Consider the following 16,772-nt stretch of genomic DNA (forward strand, 5'->3'; position numbering starts at 1 on the left):
GCCGCATGCCGGCGACGGAACGTGCCGTTCCGGAGGCTGTCCTGCTCCGCCGCCCGGAGTTCTCACATCAGGGTCAGCGGGGTCACCGCGGTGAGCACGCGCAGGGCCGCCTCACGGCTGAGCTGGTCGTGGTAGCGCTCGTTTCGCCGGGTGCGCAGGCAGCCGTAGCAGGAGGTCTCCGCCCCGCAGTCGCAGGAGGCGACCCGGCGCAGGGCCGCGGCGGTGACCACGTCGAGCGCCTCCGCGATCCGCAGTGCGCTGCCCGCGCCTCCCGGCACCGTGTCGAAGATCACCAGGCCCGTCCGGCCGTCCGAGCCGGGGTTGATCACTCCGTCCACGTCGTTCCTGCTGATCTCCAACCCCTCGGCGGCACCTTCGAGCAGGGCGTACAGGGCGGACCGCAACTGCCCGGAACCGGTCACGCCGGGTGCGTCGAGGCGCAGTTCCAGGATGTCGGTCTCGTAACTGTGCGCCAGGGAGCGCCAGCGCAGAGGTCCGGTGCACGCCGCCCGGCGTAGTGGGTTGACATGTGACTTCGCCGTCTTGCCGACGTTGGCGGTACCCCAGCCGCACCAGTCGCAGATCAGGAACCCGCTGCCGGAGGTTCCCTCGGACAGGACGACCAGCCGTCCCCGGGAACCGGAACGGCACCAGACGGAGGCATGGCTCGGCGCCGCCCAGTGCCGTTCGGCCAGCTCCTCGCCCAGGGAGACGACGTGTGTGGCACCGCGCCAGGAGGTCTTCGGCGGGGCCCCGGACGGTTTGGCGGTACGCGGGTCGGCGACGAAGCCGAACTCCGGTACGTAGTACTGCCGCAGCGGCCCGTCGCCGGGACTGCCGCAGGCGGGGCAGGCCGCCTCCAACGTCCGGTCACCCTCCCGATAGTGCTGGCAGGAACGGCAGACCGTGTAGTACCTGCTGATCAGCTCACGCCCGGGCAGCCGGTAGACCCCCGCCGAACGCCAGAGCACGCCGCCGGCGACCACCTCGGAGCCGGGAGCGTACTCGTAGATCGCCGAGGACAGGTCGCGACTGAGCTCCAAGCGGGCTCCTACCTGGCTGTCGCAGTGCGCGGTGCGCAGCTCCACACTGTCCACCGGGAAGCCGTACTTCGGGAGCACGTTCCGGTTGGCGAGGAAGCCGATCAGGGGGCGCCGGGTCAGCGTGTTGACCGTACGCTCGTAACGGGCGGCGAGGTCGCTGCGGCGCTGCGCGAACGCCTCCTGACGGCGCTCCTCGAACGCCTCGATGTCCTGGGCGAGCTCCAGGCGTACCTGTTCCAGGAGATCACACAGCACGTTCACCCACGCGCCCGTCTCCACCCCCAGAGTGGCGGCGACCGGCGGGGGGAGCACCCGCCGCAGCGAGGCGAGCACGTCGGCGGGGACCGGGGTGAGAAACGCCCTGACCTGGGGCGTCCCGCCGGAGAGGAAGAAGTCGCCGGCGGTCTTCCAGACCGTGCCCGAGGTCTCCTTCGCGTGCCGGAAGAAGGCCGCGAGCGCCACCGAGTGGGCATGCCGCCGGTCGATCCGGTCGTTGCCCAGCGGCACATACGGTGCCCGCACCTGGCCGGAGATCATCGTCTCCGGCTCCTGATAACGCGACAGGTCGTGCGAGCGCCGCTGGGCATAGGTCAGCACGAGCGCGGCCGAATCGGCCCGCCGCCCGGCCCGCCCGGCCCGCTGGATGTAGTTGGCCGTGGTCGGTGGCATGTTGCGCAGCATCACCGCCTGCAGTTCACCGACGTCCACGCCGAGTTCGAACGTGGTGGAGCAGGACAGCACGTTGAGCTCGCCGCGCAGGAACCGCTGCTGGATGTCGGCGGCCTCCAGACCGGTCCACTGGGCGGTGTGCTCCCGGGCCAGCAGCGGAACAGGTGTCATCTCCTGATAGAGCACCCGATGGTGGTCGTCGGCGTCCGGCTCCGCCGGGCCGAGGACCCCCCGGCAGCCGAGTGTCGGGCAGACCCCGCGCAGCGCGTCCGCGCCGACTCGGTGGCACAGGTCGCAGCGATGGATCCGGGTGACGGGGGACAGCTTCAGCCAGGTGTGATCCATCTGGTGGACCCGGCCGAGCCTGGGCAGGGCGGCCGAGGCCAGCCAGCCATCCCGCAGCGAGGTGAGGAGTTTCCAGCAGCCGTCCAGGGTCTCACGGGCGTCCGCGTCGGAGCCGAGGGCGGCGAGGACCCGGCTCAGGTAGTCGAGCCGCCGGTTGACGCCACGGGTCGGCAGCCAGCTCAGTACCTTCAGCCTGGCTTCGGCGCCGTCGCCGCGGACGTAGATCGGACCACGGCGCGGATCGAACAGTTCGTCACGCGGATCGACCTCCTCCGGCATGCTCAGCACGCCCTGCCGGCGCAGCGAGTGGGCCAGCTCGGCCAGGAGCAGCCAGCACTCCCGCTCGGTGAGGCCCAACTCCAGCAGCGGCGCCGGCAGCCGCCAGCCTGGATCCCGGTCCAGTTCCACCCGCATCAAACCCAGCCCTTCCAGGGACTGGCGTTCGTCCATCGCGACGAGTTCCCGCATCACCCACAGGGCCACCTCGCGGCGCCGCTGCTGCCGGGAGGTCCGCCGTTCGAACACCCCGGCCTCCCCCGCGGCCCTGACCACCTCGTCCACTACGTCGTCCACCGTGGCGTCGTCGTCCCGGGCGCAAGCTCGCCGGAGACCGGCGAGGATCAGCCGCCGCTGCTGGATCTGGCCGTAGCTCGACTCCAGGTACGGGGCGAAGTACGCGGCGGCTTGGCGGCTGTCGCTGAAGGTGAGCAGCTTGCGCCCGCCACCTGGACGGTCCTCCTGCTCGGGCATCGGGCTGAGCGCCTGATAGAGGGTCGTGGCCAGGACGGCCGCCGCGGCCTCGTTTCCGCTCTCGAACTGGCGGATCATGCCTGTGCCCCGGGCGCCGCAGGCCAAACAGCCGCTGGGTGAGTCGGCCGTGGAGGCGAGCCGTCGCACCGGCCGTGGATGGGGCGCGTCGCAGCACGCGCCGGCCGGTCCGGCACGCAGCGCCCCGCACGTGCCGCACAGGACCGCGTCCTGCGCCTCGGTCTCCGGTAGGGCCTCCAGCGTCTCGTCGTCCTCGTCGGTGACGTTCGGGCTGTCGCCGAGCAGCAGCCAGACCCGTGTATCGACCTTGGTCGCCCGCGGGCTGAACACCTGCCCGCCGGAGGCGTGCTCCACCGTGCCGATCAGATGGACCGCTCCGCACCGTTTGCAGGCCCCGAACTCGAACATGACGCCGGCGCATGCCGTACAGACCTCGCGGCGTGCCAGCGAGACATGCGGGCCGGCAGGGGTGAGGCAGGTGAACGCACCCTCGGTGGCACGAGCGAACAGGTGGTATCGGGCCGACAGCGCCGAACCGCTCACGGCGATCAGCGCTGCCAGACCCTCCTCTGGGGCGTCCTGCCCGCCGAAGAGCAACCGGGCGAGCTCGGCGAACGGCCGGGGCCCCCGGGACAGCGTGCCCCGCAGGGTCGCCATGGCGTGCTCGTGGGCGAGAGCCGTACCGGCGTCGGGCAGACCGGAGCGCCGGACCAGCTCGTTTCCCGGGTCCTCGTGCACCGCGAGCTTGCGATATTCCTCGGCGGTGAGCGGACCCCAGAAGGGACCGGACGGCATGTCCACCCGTGCCGCGCTCACCAGATCCTGCCGCGCGGGGTCGCCGGGTACCCACTCGAAGGGGGAGTCGAACAACCGGCTCGCGAACTCCATTACGGCGCTCGGCTGGTCACCGACCGTGGCGCTGGTCGCGATGGACTGAAGGGTCCGTCCGCGTGCGACCCGGTCGCGCAGCCGCCGTAGCAGCATGCCAAGTTCCTCCGCACGAGCCCCGTCATAGACGTGCGCCTCGTCCAGGATCACGAACCGCCAGGTGTCCTGCTTCTCGAAGAGCTCCAGGTCGGCCGGCCGGAGCAACAGGTACTCCAGCATCGCGTAGTTCGTCAGCAGCAGGTGAGGGGGAGCTGCCCGCATCTCCTCCCGGCTCAGCAGTTCGTTGGGGAGCCGGGGCGTACCTGGGTGAAGCTCCTCGAACAGCGCGGCGCCCTGACGGGCGCTTTCCGGGGTGTCCCCGGTGTACCGGCCGAATGTGATGGACGGCACCGCGGCGAGGAGATCTCGCAAACGCTTGAGCTGGTCGTTGGCCAGAGCGTTCATCGGGTAAAGCAGCAGTGCGCGCACTCCGGGTCCGAGCTCACCGCGCGTCTGCTGCGCGGTGAGGAAGGACAGGACGGGCAGCAGGAAGCTCTCCGTCTTGCCCGAGCCCGTGCCGGTGGCCACCACCAGGTTCCGTCCCGTGGCCGCCTTGCGGAGCGCCTGCTCCTGATGCAGGTAGAGCGGACGGTCCGCCGGGAGCGCGGGTCCGGTGAGCGCGGCGAAGGCCGGATCGAGGACACCTTCGCCGATCAGCTCGCGCAGGGTCGCCCCGGTCCGGTAGGGCGGGGTGGCCTCCAGCAACGGCCCCTTGGTCAACAGCGGGCTCGCCGCCACCTCAGCGGCCAGGGCCGCGGCGATCCCGGGATCCCGCACCGGCAGCAGCGAACGTAGGTAGCGCCGGTAGGTGCCGGTGATGAGCGCGCCGGTCGCGAGAGGATCCATGCCGTCAATCGTTGCAGAGCCATGGATCGGGGACATGTCGCTCTCCGGGGGAGATGAAGGCCAGTGGCACGATATGCCCGCCCACTCTGACCATCAGGGCGGCGTTCCCGTGCGTGTCCAGACTCGCGTCCAGGGTGTCCAGCACCCGTCGCAATGGATAGTCGCCACGCGTGTGCGGGGTCAACACCTGCACGGTCCTTCCGCCCCTCCCGTTTTCGGCGGCGGCGTCACCGCTGCTTTCGTCGGCGGATTCGGCGACGACTTCGATGGGAAGCCGCTCCCGGATGCCGGGGATGTCCAGCCGGAGCGTCTCCATTGCCTCCACGGCGGCCCTGGTGAGGTGGACCGGAGCGGTGTGCCATTCCCCTCCGGTCCGTACCCGCATGTGCGGCGGGGTGACGACGAGGTCCATGAGCTGGCCGGAGGCGACGCAGGTGATCCGGCGCAGATGCTCGCGCGAGGCGAAGGCCAGCGCCTGAGGCGTCACCGTCAAGCCGGGCTCCGCGGCGAATGAGACGTCCGACGGCATCAGGCCCTCGTCGTCGAAGAGCCGGACCGGCGGCTCATAGCGCACCTCCAGCCCTTCCGCGATTGTCACGGTCTCCCGGGTCGCCTGGCCGCCCGGGGTTTTGACGGTGACGATGAACGTGCCGAGCAGCGGCCGTGGCAGCCGCGCCCAGAGATCGGCGTGGTCGGCGGGACCATCCGGGTGAGTGCCGGCACGCTCCACCGTGACCGTCCAGTCCCCCTTCGGCAGCCACAGAGCGGGAGGAGAGGACAGTACGGCGGAGCCGTCCGGTGTGGTCACGCCGGGGACGGGCCGGCAGGCCGACAGTCGTGGCCTGGACCGTTTCCTGACCGTACGGCGCGGCCCGTCCGTCAGCGCCAGCCAGGCCGCATCCCCCAGGTCGACCTGTGCGAGCCGCCAGCCCTCCCAGCCGAGGGGGAGCAGGCTTTCGGCGAGTGTCCGGAGTGGGACGTCCGCGGCCGGCTCGCGGTCTCGGGGGTGGACGATCCAGACCGGCCGAGGAGGAAGGTCCGCGGGCAGATGTCGTCCGTCTTCGGCGAAGACGAGCATGGTCTCCTCCGTGGGGCGGGGCAGTGGCGCGCCGGCACACTGGATCCCCTGCCCGAAGGGGTCGAGATGGAGCGGCGGAGCCTCGCCCTTATCGCCGGAAGCCGAGGTGCCGAAACCAGCATGCGTCATGATCGACTGCTTGGCGTCCCGATCGGCGGGCAGACCGAAGGCGCGCAACGCGTTCAGGAACGCGGCACCCCACCTACTCGGGCTCCCCCGATGGCGGGTGGCCGCCCACCAGTGGGGCCAGAACGGGCTGTCCGGATCATGGCGGGCGGCGATTCCGGCGAGGCTCACCACGACGCACGCGGGCCAGCGGGTGGCAAGCTCCTGATGGCCGAGTCGCCGGTAGGCCGTGCCCAGCGCGTCGGCAGCCGCCTTGATCGTCTCCTCGGGCACATCGGCTTCGATGACCAGCGACACCCGTCGCAGCTGTGCACCCCACGACCGCTCGAGTAGGTCGAGGAGGGCCGATGCGTCGAAGGTCTGGCGGTCGGGCATGGATCTGCAACACCTGCGCGAGGAGGGACGTCGCCGTCCAGCGTACTGAGTCGATCGCGCCGCATGCCCGTGCGGGCGCTCGCTGGTCGATTCGGCGTGCCGTGAGCTGGTGTGCCGTGAGCTGGTGTGCCGCCCTGCATGCCGAAACGGGCGCTGCTTGTGCCGCGCAGTTCGGAGAGCGGCCACCGTGACGGGGTGTGAGAACTGGAGCTGCACATGGCTGTGATCAAGTCGCGTTTCGATGAGGGCGAGACGGTGGTTCGCCGGGATGTCTTCCGGGAGAAGGTCTGGACGGCCTCGCCTCATCGGGTGCTGGCGGACGACGGGGATCGGATCACCCTCGCGTACTGGCCGGGGATCGTGAGCCTGGCGCCTTGTACGTGGATCGCCTCGCTGGAGACCGGAGATCCCGCCGAGCGGGATCGGATGACCGCCGACCTCGTCTCTGGCCGGTGGCGACTCGGTAGGTGGACCTGGCGCGACACGCTCTGGGTGAGTAGCCAGCAGGTCGGGGACTACTTCGGGATCGGGCAGTTCTTCGATCCGGAGCACCGTCTGCTGCGGTGGTACGTGAACTTCCAGCGTCCCTACCGGCGTACCGAGTGGGGGATTGACACCTTCGACCTGTTGCTGGACCTGGTGGTGGAACCGGATCTGTCCGGTTATCAGTGGAAGGACGAAGACGAATATCGGCAGGGCCGCCGCCTGGGCGTCATCGGCGACGCAGAGCACCGCGCGGTTCAGGAAGCCCGCGATCAGGTGATGGGGTTGATCGACGAGCGGCGGGGACCGTTCGCGGACTCTTGGAAGATCAATCCCATGTGGCCGCTGCCCATGCTGCCGCCCGATCTACCGGGAACCTAGATGTCCACCGAACCGATCAGCCGCTTTTACCGGCTCGCGGCCACGCCGTCTTACCGGCTGCCATGCAGAGCGACCGGAGACGGCTCCCGCCATCGGTACGGCCCTGCCGACCTGCACCCTCGGCTCGATCACGGGCGGCCCCTGCCGATGCTGCAGAGCTTCGGGGAACTGGTCAGGGTCGCCGCGAGCGGCGGCAGCGTCATCACCATCTGGCGTACCCGGAGTCAGTAAGGCTCCGCATCGGAGCAGTTGCCGGCGGGGAGTTGGAGAACTTCCGCACCATCTGTCACATGAGTACCGGGTTCGCGGAAATTGTCAGTCCACACAGTCAGAGTGGACGGCAACTCCCCAGCTTCCCCGGAGACCCCGATGGCACGAAGACGTACCCCAGCCCGGCGACGATCACGGCGGCGCAGGAACAACGCCGACTGGTTCTTATGGCTGGTCGCCGCGATCACCCTGGTCGTGGTGGCCAAATGGCTCATCGAGCTCATCACCGCCAACTGGCCGCTGGTCATCGGAATCACGATCGTGTCGGTGGCCAGCGTCATCGGAGCGTTGGTGCTGCGATCTCGGAGGATCGAGGCCCGGCGGCAGGAGTGGCTGAGGGACAACGCCCGCCTTGAGAAGGCCGATCGAATGACTGGCGGTCAGTTCGAAGCCCTCGTCGAGGCCCTGCTCCGGCGCGAGGGCTTCCACAAGGTGCACCGGGTCGGCGGCAGCGGTGACGGCGGTGTCGACGTCGTTGGAGTTGCGCCTACCGGGGACCGCTTCGTCGTCCAGTGCAAGAGGTGGACCAACTCGGTTGGCTCGCCCGAGGTGCGCAACCTTCTTGGCGCCCTGCACGCCTATCCCGGCCATCGCGGCGTCCTCGTCACCACGGCGAAGTTCACGGTCCCCGCCAGGCAGTGCGCGGCGGGCACGGACCTGATCCTTATTGATCGCGCCCAGCTTGCCGCCTGGCTGACTGGCTCCTTCGTTCTCGCCCCGGCCGCCCGCGTACGGGCTGGCCTTCGATCTCCGCGTCGCCCGGTCGTGCCGTCCGCCGGGGACGATCTCGGCCTCGGCGGAGCACTCGGAGAATAGGCCATCACCTGCCCGTCGCTGAGTGGCCGTCCGGGACAGTGGACGACAGACTCACCATACGGCCGCCGAGCGTCCTGCACAGCTTCTTGGCCGGGGGCCTGAAGACCTCTGGTGGACGAGCCGGCCGTAGGTGTAGAACACCGATGTGATCATGTCGTTGGGTGACGACCTGGACAGCCGTATCCGCGCCGCGTCGATGGCCTGGCTGCGGCAGCGGTGCACGGCCGAGGATCCGGTGGTCCGCCGGGACGAGTTGCTGGGCTTCCAGTTCGAGGGCCGGACCTTTCCGCTCATAGACAACCAACTCGGCATCCGCAAACCTGGGGGCCTCACAGCCGCGCTGTCGATACTGACGACCTACACCTCCGACGGCGCTTGCGCTCCGTATGAAGACGCGGTCGGCGAGGACGGGCTGCTGCGCTACAAGTTCCAGGGCAACCTCGGGCACTACACGAACGTCGGCCTGCGGCGCGCCCACGAACTCGGTGTGCCCCTGATGTGGTTCTTCGGCGTTCAGCGGGGCCTGTATCTGCCGTTCTTCCCGGTCTGGATCGTCGCCGTCGACGAGAGGCTGTCCCAGGTCGCGGTTGCGTTGGATGAGGCCCAGCGGCACGTGCCTGTGGGCGGTCCGGTGAGCTTGATTGAGCGTCGTTATTCCGAACGGATCACCCGGCAGCGACTTCACCAGCCGGTCTTCCGGCAGAGGGTGATCCAGGCGTATGAGACCAGCTGTGCGATGTGCCGCCTTCGCCACCGTTCACTGCTGGACGCCGCGCACATCATCCCCGACCGCGACGCCCGTGGTGTCCCCGCGATCTCCAACGGCCTGGCTCTGTGCAAGATCCACCATGCCGCCTACGATCAGAACATCCTCGGCATCCGCCCCGACTACACCATCGAGGTACGCGCCGACATCCTGCAGGAGATCGACGGGCCGATGCTCAAACACGGGCTGCAGGAGATGAACAACGTCCCCCTAGTGCTCCCGCGGCGCCGCGCGGACAGGCCCGCCCCGGAGCTGGTCGAAGAGCGGTACGAGCGATTCCGTAGCGCGGGTTAGGGCCGCTGTCTGGCCCCGCGGGCGGTTTCTGGAGAATGCGGGAACTCCACGCGTGTCGGATTGGGTGGTTGCTCGGTGGTTGCTCGGATGCCGTGGAACGTGGTGTCAGGGCACGGCATCGAGCGGTACGCGAACCGGGCGATTGCTGTACTGATCGGCATCAATTGGTGCGGCGTGACGGCGGCCGACACGGAGTGACAGGGCGAACCGCTGACTCTTAATCAGCGGGTCCGGGGTTCGAGTCCCTGGCGGCGCACGTGCAAGAAGCCCAGGTCGTTACATCTGACCTGGGCTTTCTTCATTTGGCGATCGTCTCAGTGCGCCCCGCGCTCCATCGCGATCATGATGGTTGCTCCGTGGTTGCTCATCTGTCGTGATCTTGTTTGCGTAACGACGGTGATCTGGTTCAGGGTGTGGATGTCGTCAGGGTCGGCGAGCGCCAGAAGTTTCCGGGCCCGGCCGTTCGGCCGACTCGCGGCGGCCCGGTGCTTCCGTAGCCTGCCGATGTGGAACATCTTCCCTTCCCGCGCCGCGCGCAGTGGACGGCCGTCGGCGCGTTGTATCTGGCTCTCGCCCTGTTCTGGCTGTTCGACTGGGTGAGCTTCCTGCCGCTGACCGGCAACAGGCACAACGTGGCGGACTTCGTCCTGCTCGCCGTCGGGCCGGTGTTCGCCACGCTGGTGCTGGTGCCCGCAGAGCGGTTCACCCTACGGAGCCGTGCGGCGGTCGTCGCGGCGGGTTCCTGGGCGGTGACCGCCGTGCTGGTCCTCCCCGGCCACGGCGTCACCGGCTCGTGGGGTCTGCTGGAGAGCGGGGCGCTCCTGGTGCTGCTCGCGGTCACCGCCCGTCGCGCCGAGCCGCCGGCCGCCGCCGTCGCCCTGTGCGCCGCCCTCGGCTCCGCGGTGATCGCCGCCCCGCTGCGCCAGAGCCACCACGGCGACACCGCGACGTTCGCCTTCCTGCTCACCCTGAGCGTCGGCGCGGCCCTCGGTCTCGGCTGCTACCTCCGCGCACTGGACGCCCGCCGCGCCCGTGCTGTCGCCGCCGTGCGCCAGGGCGAACGGCTGGAGCTGGCCCGTGACCTCCACGATGTCGTGGCCCACCATGTGACCGGCATCGTCGTCCAGGCCCAGGCCGCCCGGACCATCCGCGAGACCGCCCCCGAGCAGGTCGACACGATGCTGCTCGGCATCGAGAGGGCGGGGCTGGAGACCCTGGACTCGATGCGCCGCCTGGTGCGGGTGCTGCGTGAGGAGGAGGGGCGCGCCGTCCGTCCCGGCGAGCTGTACGCGGGGCTGGCCGACCTGGCCGCCGATTTCTCCCGGCGCGGCGGCCCGGACGTCACCGTCCGCATCGACGCCGCCGCCCGTCGCGCCCGTCTCGCACCGGAGGTGGAGACCTCCGTCCGGCGGGTGGTGCAGGAGGCCCTGACCAATGTGCGCCGGCACGCCCCCGGGGCGCACGCGGTGACCGTAGACATCGGCCTGCGCCAGGGGCAGCTGGCCGTGCAGGTACGGAACCGGCCGCCGGCCGGGCGGGGCGGGGCGCCCACGGGCGGGCGCGGCGGCTTCGGGCTGGTGGGCCTGCGGGAACGCGCCGAGGCGGTCGGCGGCTCACTCACCGCCGGCCCCACCGCCGAGGGCGGCTGGGAGACGGCCGCGCGGTTCCCCGTCCTGGACCGCGGGCCCACCGAGGGGCCGGGCCCCGGCATGGCACGATCGGAGCTGTGAGCACAACCCCGCAGTCCGCCCCCGAACCCCGCCCGGCCACGTACGCCGCCTCGTCGCAGGCCATCCGTGTGCTCATCGCCGACGACCAGGAGATGGTCCGCGCCGGCTTCCGGCTGATCCTCGAAACCCAGCCGGACATCGAGGTGATCGCCGAGGCCGCCGACGGCGCGGCATGCGTGGAGGCCGCCCGGCGCCTGCGACCCGACGTGTGCCTGGTGGACGTCCGGATGCCGAAACTCGACGGCCTGGACGTGACCCGCATCCTCGCCGGTCCGGACGCCGCCGATCCGCTGCGGGTCGTGGTGGTGACCACCTTCGACCAGGACGACTACGTCTACGGCGCACTCCAGGGCGGGGCCTGCGGTTTCCTGCTCAAGGACGCCGGCCCCGGCCTGCTGGTGGAGGCGGTCCGGGCGGCGGCCCGCGGTGACGCGCTGGTCTCCCCCTCGGTGACGGTGCGCCTCCTGGAACGGCTCGGGCAGTACACGGGCTCCCTGCCCGGTAGGGGCGGCGGCTCCGCGCACCCGCTCACGGACCGGGAGATGGACGTCGCCAGGCTCGTGGCCCGGGGGCGGACCAACCAGGAGATCTGCCAGGAGCTGTACGTCTCACTCGGAACCGTCAAGACGCACCTCGGGAGCATCCAGACCAAACTGGGCGCCCGCAGCCGCGTCGAGATCGCGGCCTGGGCATGGGAAACGGGAGCGGTCCACTCCCGCTGAGCGCGCGCGATGCCGGCCCACGTCCCTCGGCCGAACGGCCGAGGGACGTGGGCCGGCATCGGCCGAATGGCCGAGGCCCCGACCGCCCCCGCTGACCGACCGTGGTGGCATGCAGCAGATCACCACCGCCCCGCCCACGGCATCACCAGCCGCGTCCCGCATCCGAGCACTCGACGCCGTCCGCGGATTCGCCCTCTGCGGCATCCTCCTGGTCAACCTCCCGTCGATCGCCCGGCTGACCTTCGGGCCGCGCCTCGGCGAGCCCCACCCCATCCGACACGCCCTGGACCTGATCGTCGAGGGGCGCTTCTTCCCCATCTTCTCCTTCCTCTTCGGCATCAGCTTCGCCCTCTTCCTCGACGGCGCCGCACGCCGCTCGGACCGGCCACGGCTGCTCCTCGTCCGCCGCCTGATCGCGCTCGGCATCCTCGGGGCGGCACACCAGATGCTCCAGCCGGGTGAGGCGCTGACGCCGTACGCGATCTACGGGCTGATCGTCCTGCTGCCCGCCACCTGGCTGCCGACCCCGCTCGTCCTGGTGGCCGGCGCCGGCATCACCCTCGCCTCCGTGACGCTCGTGTCGGGCGGCCTCGCCACCATTCCGGGCCTCTTCCTGCTCGGTCTCGGAGTGGCCCGCCTGGGCATCCCCCGCGTCCTCGGCCACAGCACCGGGCGGCTCGCGGCCGCGTTCGCCGTGATCGCGCCCGCCGCCGTGGCGGCGACCTGGTGGCAGAACGCCATAGACCCCACTGACGCCCACGCCACCCGCGTCGCCGCCGGTGCCGGGCTGGTGACCGCTCTCGCCTACGCCCTCGCCCTGCTCCTCCTGCTGCGCACCCCGGTGGGCCCGGCCCTGTCCGCCGTCCTCGAACCGCTCGGCCGCATGGCGCTCACCAACTACCTGACGGCCACGCTCCTCGCCGTCGCGACCGTACCGGTACTCGGCCTGCGAGAGTCCCTCCACTGGGGAACCACCATGGTCCTCGCCCTAGCCATCCTCGTCGTCCAGACGCTCTTCAGCCGCTGGTGGCTGGCCCGATTCCGCTACGGCCCCGCCGAGTGGTGCCTGCGCTGCGTCACATGGTGGGAGCGCGTCCCCAACCACCGCTGAACGCCCCAGCCCGGCCCGAGGGCTCACCCGCGGAACGCGTGCCAGCTCAGCGACGAGCTGCTGACCGGGTTCTGGCAGGCATGCCGTCGGATTCCCACCGCGTCGCGCTCCGAGAGGCGAACGTGGCCTCGTTCGGGACCGGGACCGGGGTCGGGCCCGCCCGACCGCGGCGCCGCCCCGCACCCGCTGGCGGCGCATCCGCACCCCCAGGCAAAACCAGGTGCCCGAGCTGCCGCTCCTCCCTACGCTTCCCGCCATGGACAGCACCGGGGCCGAACGCCTCCTGAACGTCGTGGACGTCGAAGCCACCTGCTGGGCCGGCCACCAACCGCCGGGCATGGTCAGCGAGATCATCGAGATCGGGCTGACCGTCGTCGACCTCGACATGGGGGAGCGCCTCGCCCGCCATCGGATCCTGGTGCGGCCCGTCCGGTCCACGGTCAGTGAGTTCTGCACGGAGCTGACCGGCCTCACCCAGCACGAGGTCGACGGAGGCGTCGGCTTCGCCGAGGCGTGCCGGCTGCTGGCGGCCGAACACCACGCCGGGACGCGCCCGTGGGCCAGCTGGGGCGACTACGACCGCCACCAGTTCACCCGGCAGTGCCAGGCCAGCCGGGCGCCCTATCCCTTCGGCCGGCACCACACCAACGCCAAGGTGGCCTTCGCCGAGGCATACGGCCTGCGCAAACGCCCTGGCATGGCACAGGCATTGGAGATCGCCGGATGGCGGCTCGAAGGCCGTCACCACCGTGGCGAGGACGACGCCTGGAACATCGCCGCCCTCGTTCTCCACCTGGCCGATCGGGGCGTCTGGCCGGATCCATGCTGACCACGCCGGGCATCCCTCTGCGCGCGGAGGCTGGACAGGGGAGTGGGGCCGAGGGCACCAAGACGGACCTCCAGAACTTGCTCCCAGCCCACCGCATATTCCGCGGAAGGTCCTGGCAGGGCTGCCGGTGCGCGAGTTCCGCTCGTACCGGGGCCGACGGCACTACTCGGGAGGGCAGCGCCAAGTCGATCAGTTGCCATTCCCCGGTTTGGCTGCTCGGGGGTTGCTCGGATGCTGTGGAACGGCGCGTCAGGGGCTGGCATTGAGGGGCACTCAAAGCGGGCGACGGTCGTACGAACCGGCATCAAATGGTGCGGCGTGGGGGTGGCTGGCACGGAGTGACAGGGCGAACCGCTGACTCTTAATCAGCGGGTCCGGGGTTCGAGTCCCTGGCGGCGCACCAGCGAAAAACCCCAGGTCAGTATCACTGACCTGGGGTTTTTCTATTTGCCGACCGTCTCGGCGGTGCCCCGCGCCCGGTGTTGATCATGATGGTCGCCCGTCGTTCGCGCGCCGGCCGAAATCCTTCCTTCCGCAGCTCGGCAAGGTATTCAGGCGCATGGCGTGGGGGGCGTCGGACGCCATGGCATCCGACGGCCCCTTTCGCTCGCTTGGACCTCGATGAGGCCGGTACGGGAGGATCCGGCGTGGGAGACCGCCAGGTCAGCGGGGGTTCTCCAGCTGTCGCATCACCTGGCGAGCCTGGACGAAGAGCATCCCGATGTTCACCTGACGCGAGCAGATCACGACCGCCACGATGTCGGGGTTGCTCTTGCTGCGCATGAAGAGGTGGACCAGGTTCTCGCTGTTGACGAGAATTTCGTTGAAGTAGTGCCGGTTGTCGGTCGTGCCGCGGTTCTGCTTCCACAGTTCCTCGACCTGCACCACGGTCCGGCCCTGGAACAGGTCGGTGGTGGCCGCCGCGACGACGTCGAGGATCTCGCGGGGGTGATTGTCGACGGTGTCCACCGCCAGCAGCATGCCTGTCGAGATGTCGACGATCCCTGACCCGATGTAGTCGGGGACGTCGTGGCGGAACGCCTTCAGGGCATTGGTAACGATTTGCGTGAGGTTCATCAGGAGCTTTCTGCGCTGGGTATACCGGAATCCGGTCAGGATGGCACATTGAGGATGTGTGCGGTATATACGCGATGAGTCTTCCCTGATGGGTATCAGTCAGGCAAATTGGACTCTATGTGCAAAGGGGTATTTTCGGTACAAAACGGACATTGAGCCTGTTCTGGATTCCTGCGCCGTGAACCCCACTGGCGGCTACTACCACGAGAACGCTACGCTGCACTATAGCCGAATGGTGTGGATTTGGTAGCTGAAAGCCATGGTGTCTTGATTTGAACGGGAGCTGACAGTCACGTGTTCCCGGCGGAGGGCGGAGTCCGGCTGACGAAGCCGGACAGGGGTGGCGAAGCGCGGATCGCCGATGAGCTCCATGCCCTGACGCGCGACGGGGCCTCGGGTGCCCTGAAGATCGACGGAGATTCCGGTGGAACCATCTACCTGGACCGGGGATACCTCACCTTCGCCGAAGCGGCCGGGGTTCCCGGTCTCGCCGCCAGGCTGATCGGCTCTCGGCGGCTGTCGGCCGAACAATGGAACATGCTGCGCGCCGAGAGGCGGCCGGCGGACGGGTTCGGCGCCCTTCTCGTCGAACAGGGCCTCATCGGCAAAGACGAGATGCTGGAGGTTCTGCGTTCGGTCGTCCTGGACGCGATCACGGCGATGACGGCGATGACGGCCCGGATGGCAGGCGGATCATCTGCCACCGGCATCCGGTTCATGCCATTGGAACGTTCCTGGGCCGGAACGATGCTCAGGTTGGAAGTCGAGTTCGTGCAGTCTGAAGTCGCACGACGGGCCGAGCTGCTGGCCGGGCATGACGTCTCGCTCGACGGCCGCCCGAAGGCATCCGACCTGCGTGGCCCTCTGGGGATCGTGGAACGCGAGCAGTGGATGGTCGCCTGCCGGATCGACGGCGTTGTCACCCTCCGGGAACTGGCCTGGCGAAACGGCTTCGCGCTTTACGACACCGTCGCAAGTGTGAGTGGGCTGGTCCGGGCGGGTTTGTGCACCCTGCTGGCTCCGGAGGAGGCGGTCCCCCCGCAGCGGGAAGCGGTCCGGCCCGCGCGCGGGTCCAGCAGTGGCGTCGCCTGGCTCGGGCCCGCATGGGCGGTCGACGAGACGGAGGCGGAGGACGACACAGAGGCCGACACGGGGGACGACACGGGGGACGACACGGAGGAGCTGCCCCGGGTCGTCGATCCGGAAGCGACCGTCCACGCTTCGGAGGTGACGGCACCGTCCCCTGAGTCCGCGGATGGCGCGGTACGGCTGGTGCCACGCCGCAGTCCGGGCGCGACGACATGGGATCGGGCGCGCGTCGGCACCGGATCCGACAGCCTCCCGCAAGGACTGGAAGAGGTTGTCAGGACACCGTTCGCGCCCGTGCACCCCGACATTCTGGGGCGGGTGTTGGAAGGTCTCCGGCGGTTGAAGTAGCACGACCAGGCATCGGGACCGCCCGCCCCGGTCGGTTCGTCGCAGAGTGCGGTTCCCCGGAAGGCGACGCGTACGTTCTCCCGGGGCTGGTTCGGCCTGCTCGGCGGCCTCATCGAAGGCGGAGGGGGCGACCCGAGACTGTCTCGGCGTCCTGTCGCGGAATCGCCTCCGAACACTGGGCCGCGGCGCATACGTCCCCTAGACTCGGCCTGCACTATTTGGTGGAAAGGATCCCTTTTATGCCCGAGTCTCCCTTCGAAGCTCTGCTCTCTCAGGTGAGACAGATCGACGGCTTTGTGCTCGGGTGTTTGATCGACGCCTCGACCGGCATGGTGCTGGGTCACGTCCAGGACCGGGAGACCCTGCGCCTGCCGGTGGCAGCGGCGGGTGCCGCCGACGTGGCCAACGTGATCGCCCTCATGGCCGGAGAACTGGCGGCGAACGGCGGCCTTGAAGACGCGATCATCACGTTGAGCGGTCACTACCACCTGATCCGGCATTTCAGCCCGGCCCCAAGGCTGCAGTTCCTCCTGCTCGTGGTCCTGGATCGTGCGGAAGCGAACCTGGCGATGGCCCATCGGGAGCTTCGCGACTTCGACCTGAATTTCGTCGGCCGTCCCGATTCGGGCCTGCCGGATCACTTTCAGCGGGTATGACCACTGAGCCAGGACGGGAACCA

General features: G+C 69.6%; 14 protein-coding genes and 1 tRNA gene. 11 read left to right on the top strand and 4 right to left on the bottom strand.

The genetic code is table 11. From position 1 onward, the window contains the following. Positions 1-62: 62 nt before the first annotated feature. Together ACQP1V_RS09830 and ACQP1V_RS09835 are read right to left on the bottom strand one after the other, a co-directional pair. On the bottom strand, positions 63-4,598 hold the full coding sequence (locus tag ACQP1V_RS09830; RefSeq protein WP_433421168.1) for a DEAD/DEAH box helicase: 4,536 nt from the start codon (positions 4,596-4,598) through the stop codon (positions 63-65). A gap of 4 nt (positions 4,599-4,602) precedes the next feature. Beyond that, positions 4,603-6,177 carry a hypothetical protein gene (locus tag ACQP1V_RS09835; RefSeq protein ID WP_433421170.1) on the bottom strand — a complete coding sequence of 525 codons (1,575 nt, stop codon included), beginning with the start codon at positions 6,175-6,177 and terminating at the stop codon, positions 4,603-4,605. Between the two features lie 309 nt (positions 6,178-6,486). On the opposite strand from ACQP1V_RS09835, the gene ACQP1V_RS09840 reads away from it, so the two are divergent. The 5 genes from ACQP1V_RS09840 to ACQP1V_RS09860 all read left to right on the top strand — a co-directional run bounded on the left by ACQP1V_RS09840 (position 6,487) and on the right by ACQP1V_RS09860 (position 9,443). Next, positions 6,487-7,041 (top strand): DUF402 domain-containing protein, encoded by a 555-nt coding sequence (locus ACQP1V_RS09840; RefSeq protein ID WP_433421173.1) that lies wholly within the window; start codon positions 6,487-6,489, stop codon positions 7,039-7,041. Next, positions 7,042-7,272 carry a hypothetical protein gene (locus tag ACQP1V_RS09845; RefSeq protein WP_433421176.1) on the top strand — a complete coding sequence of 77 codons (231 nt, stop codon included), beginning with the start codon at positions 7,042-7,044 and terminating at the stop codon, positions 7,270-7,272. Between the two features lie 138 nt (positions 7,273-7,410). Next, on the top strand, positions 7,411-8,127 hold the full coding sequence (locus ACQP1V_RS09850; RefSeq protein ID WP_433421179.1) for a restriction endonuclease: 717 nt from the start codon (positions 7,411-7,413) through the stop codon (positions 8,125-8,127). Positions 8,128-8,284: 157 nt separating this feature from the next. Next, entirely contained in the window at positions 8,285-9,187 is a 903-nt protein-coding gene (locus ACQP1V_RS09855) for an HNH endonuclease (RefSeq protein WP_433421181.1), read from the top strand. A 180-nt stretch (positions 9,188-9,367) separates the two neighbouring features. Continuing rightward, a tRNA-Lys gene (locus ACQP1V_RS09860) sits at positions 9,368-9,443 on the top strand. 58 nt (positions 9,444-9,501) lie between these two features. Here ACQP1V_RS09860 and ACQP1V_RS09865 read toward each other — a convergent pair. After that, the gene (locus ACQP1V_RS09865) at positions 9,502-9,702 is read right to left on the bottom strand and encodes a hypothetical protein (protein WP_433421184.1); all 201 of its coding nucleotides are present in this window, start codon (positions 9,700-9,702) and stop codon (positions 9,502-9,504) included. Between ACQP1V_RS09865 and ACQP1V_RS09870 the strand changes: the two genes are divergently transcribed. The 4 genes from ACQP1V_RS09870 (at position 9,694) to ACQP1V_RS09885 (ending at position 13,579) form a co-directional block, all read left to right on the top strand. After that, complete coding sequence (locus ACQP1V_RS09870) at positions 9,694-10,917, top strand: sensor histidine kinase (protein WP_433421187.1); 1,224 nt, start codon at positions 9,694-9,696, stop codon at positions 10,915-10,917. The two genes, ACQP1V_RS09865 and ACQP1V_RS09870, sit on opposite strands and share 9 nt — an antisense overlap. A gap of 68 nt (positions 10,918-10,985) precedes the next feature. Continuing rightward, positions 10,986-11,639 (top strand): response regulator, encoded by a 654-nt coding sequence (locus ACQP1V_RS09875; protein ID WP_433425798.1) that lies wholly within the window; start codon positions 10,986-10,988, stop codon positions 11,637-11,639. A gap of 109 nt (positions 11,640-11,748) precedes the next feature. Then, positions 11,749-12,750, top strand: coding sequence for a DUF418 domain-containing protein (locus ACQP1V_RS09880; protein WP_433421189.1), 1,002 nt, complete (start codon positions 11,749-11,751; stop codon positions 12,748-12,750). 256 nt (positions 12,751-13,006) lie between these two features. Further along, positions 13,007-13,579: an exonuclease domain-containing protein gene (locus ACQP1V_RS09885; protein ID WP_433421192.1), complete on the top strand. Its 573-nt coding sequence runs from the start codon at positions 13,007-13,009 to the stop codon at positions 13,577-13,579. A 663-nt stretch (positions 13,580-14,242) separates the two neighbouring features. Here the strand turns inward: ACQP1V_RS09885 and ACQP1V_RS09890 are convergent. Next, positions 14,243-14,656, bottom strand: coding sequence for a hypothetical protein (locus ACQP1V_RS09890; protein WP_067135790.1), 414 nt, complete (start codon positions 14,654-14,656; stop codon positions 14,243-14,245). 294 nt (positions 14,657-14,950) lie between these two features. On the opposite strand from ACQP1V_RS09890, the gene ACQP1V_RS09895 reads away from it, so the two are divergent. Continuing rightward, a complete protein-coding gene (locus ACQP1V_RS09895) occupies positions 14,951-16,093 on the top strand; it encodes a DUF4388 domain-containing protein (RefSeq protein WP_433421194.1) in 1,143 nt (380 codons plus the stop codon). A 239-nt stretch (positions 16,094-16,332) separates the two neighbouring features. Next, entirely contained in the window at positions 16,333-16,749 is a 417-nt protein-coding gene (locus tag ACQP1V_RS09900) for a hypothetical protein (protein ID WP_433421197.1), read from the top strand. Positions 16,750-16,772 lie beyond the last annotated feature (23 nt).

This window comes from Microtetraspora malaysiensis (assembly GCF_050947145.1).
Lineage (GTDB): Bacteria > Actinomycetota > Actinomycetes > Streptosporangiales > Streptosporangiaceae > Microtetraspora_A > Microtetraspora_A malaysiensis.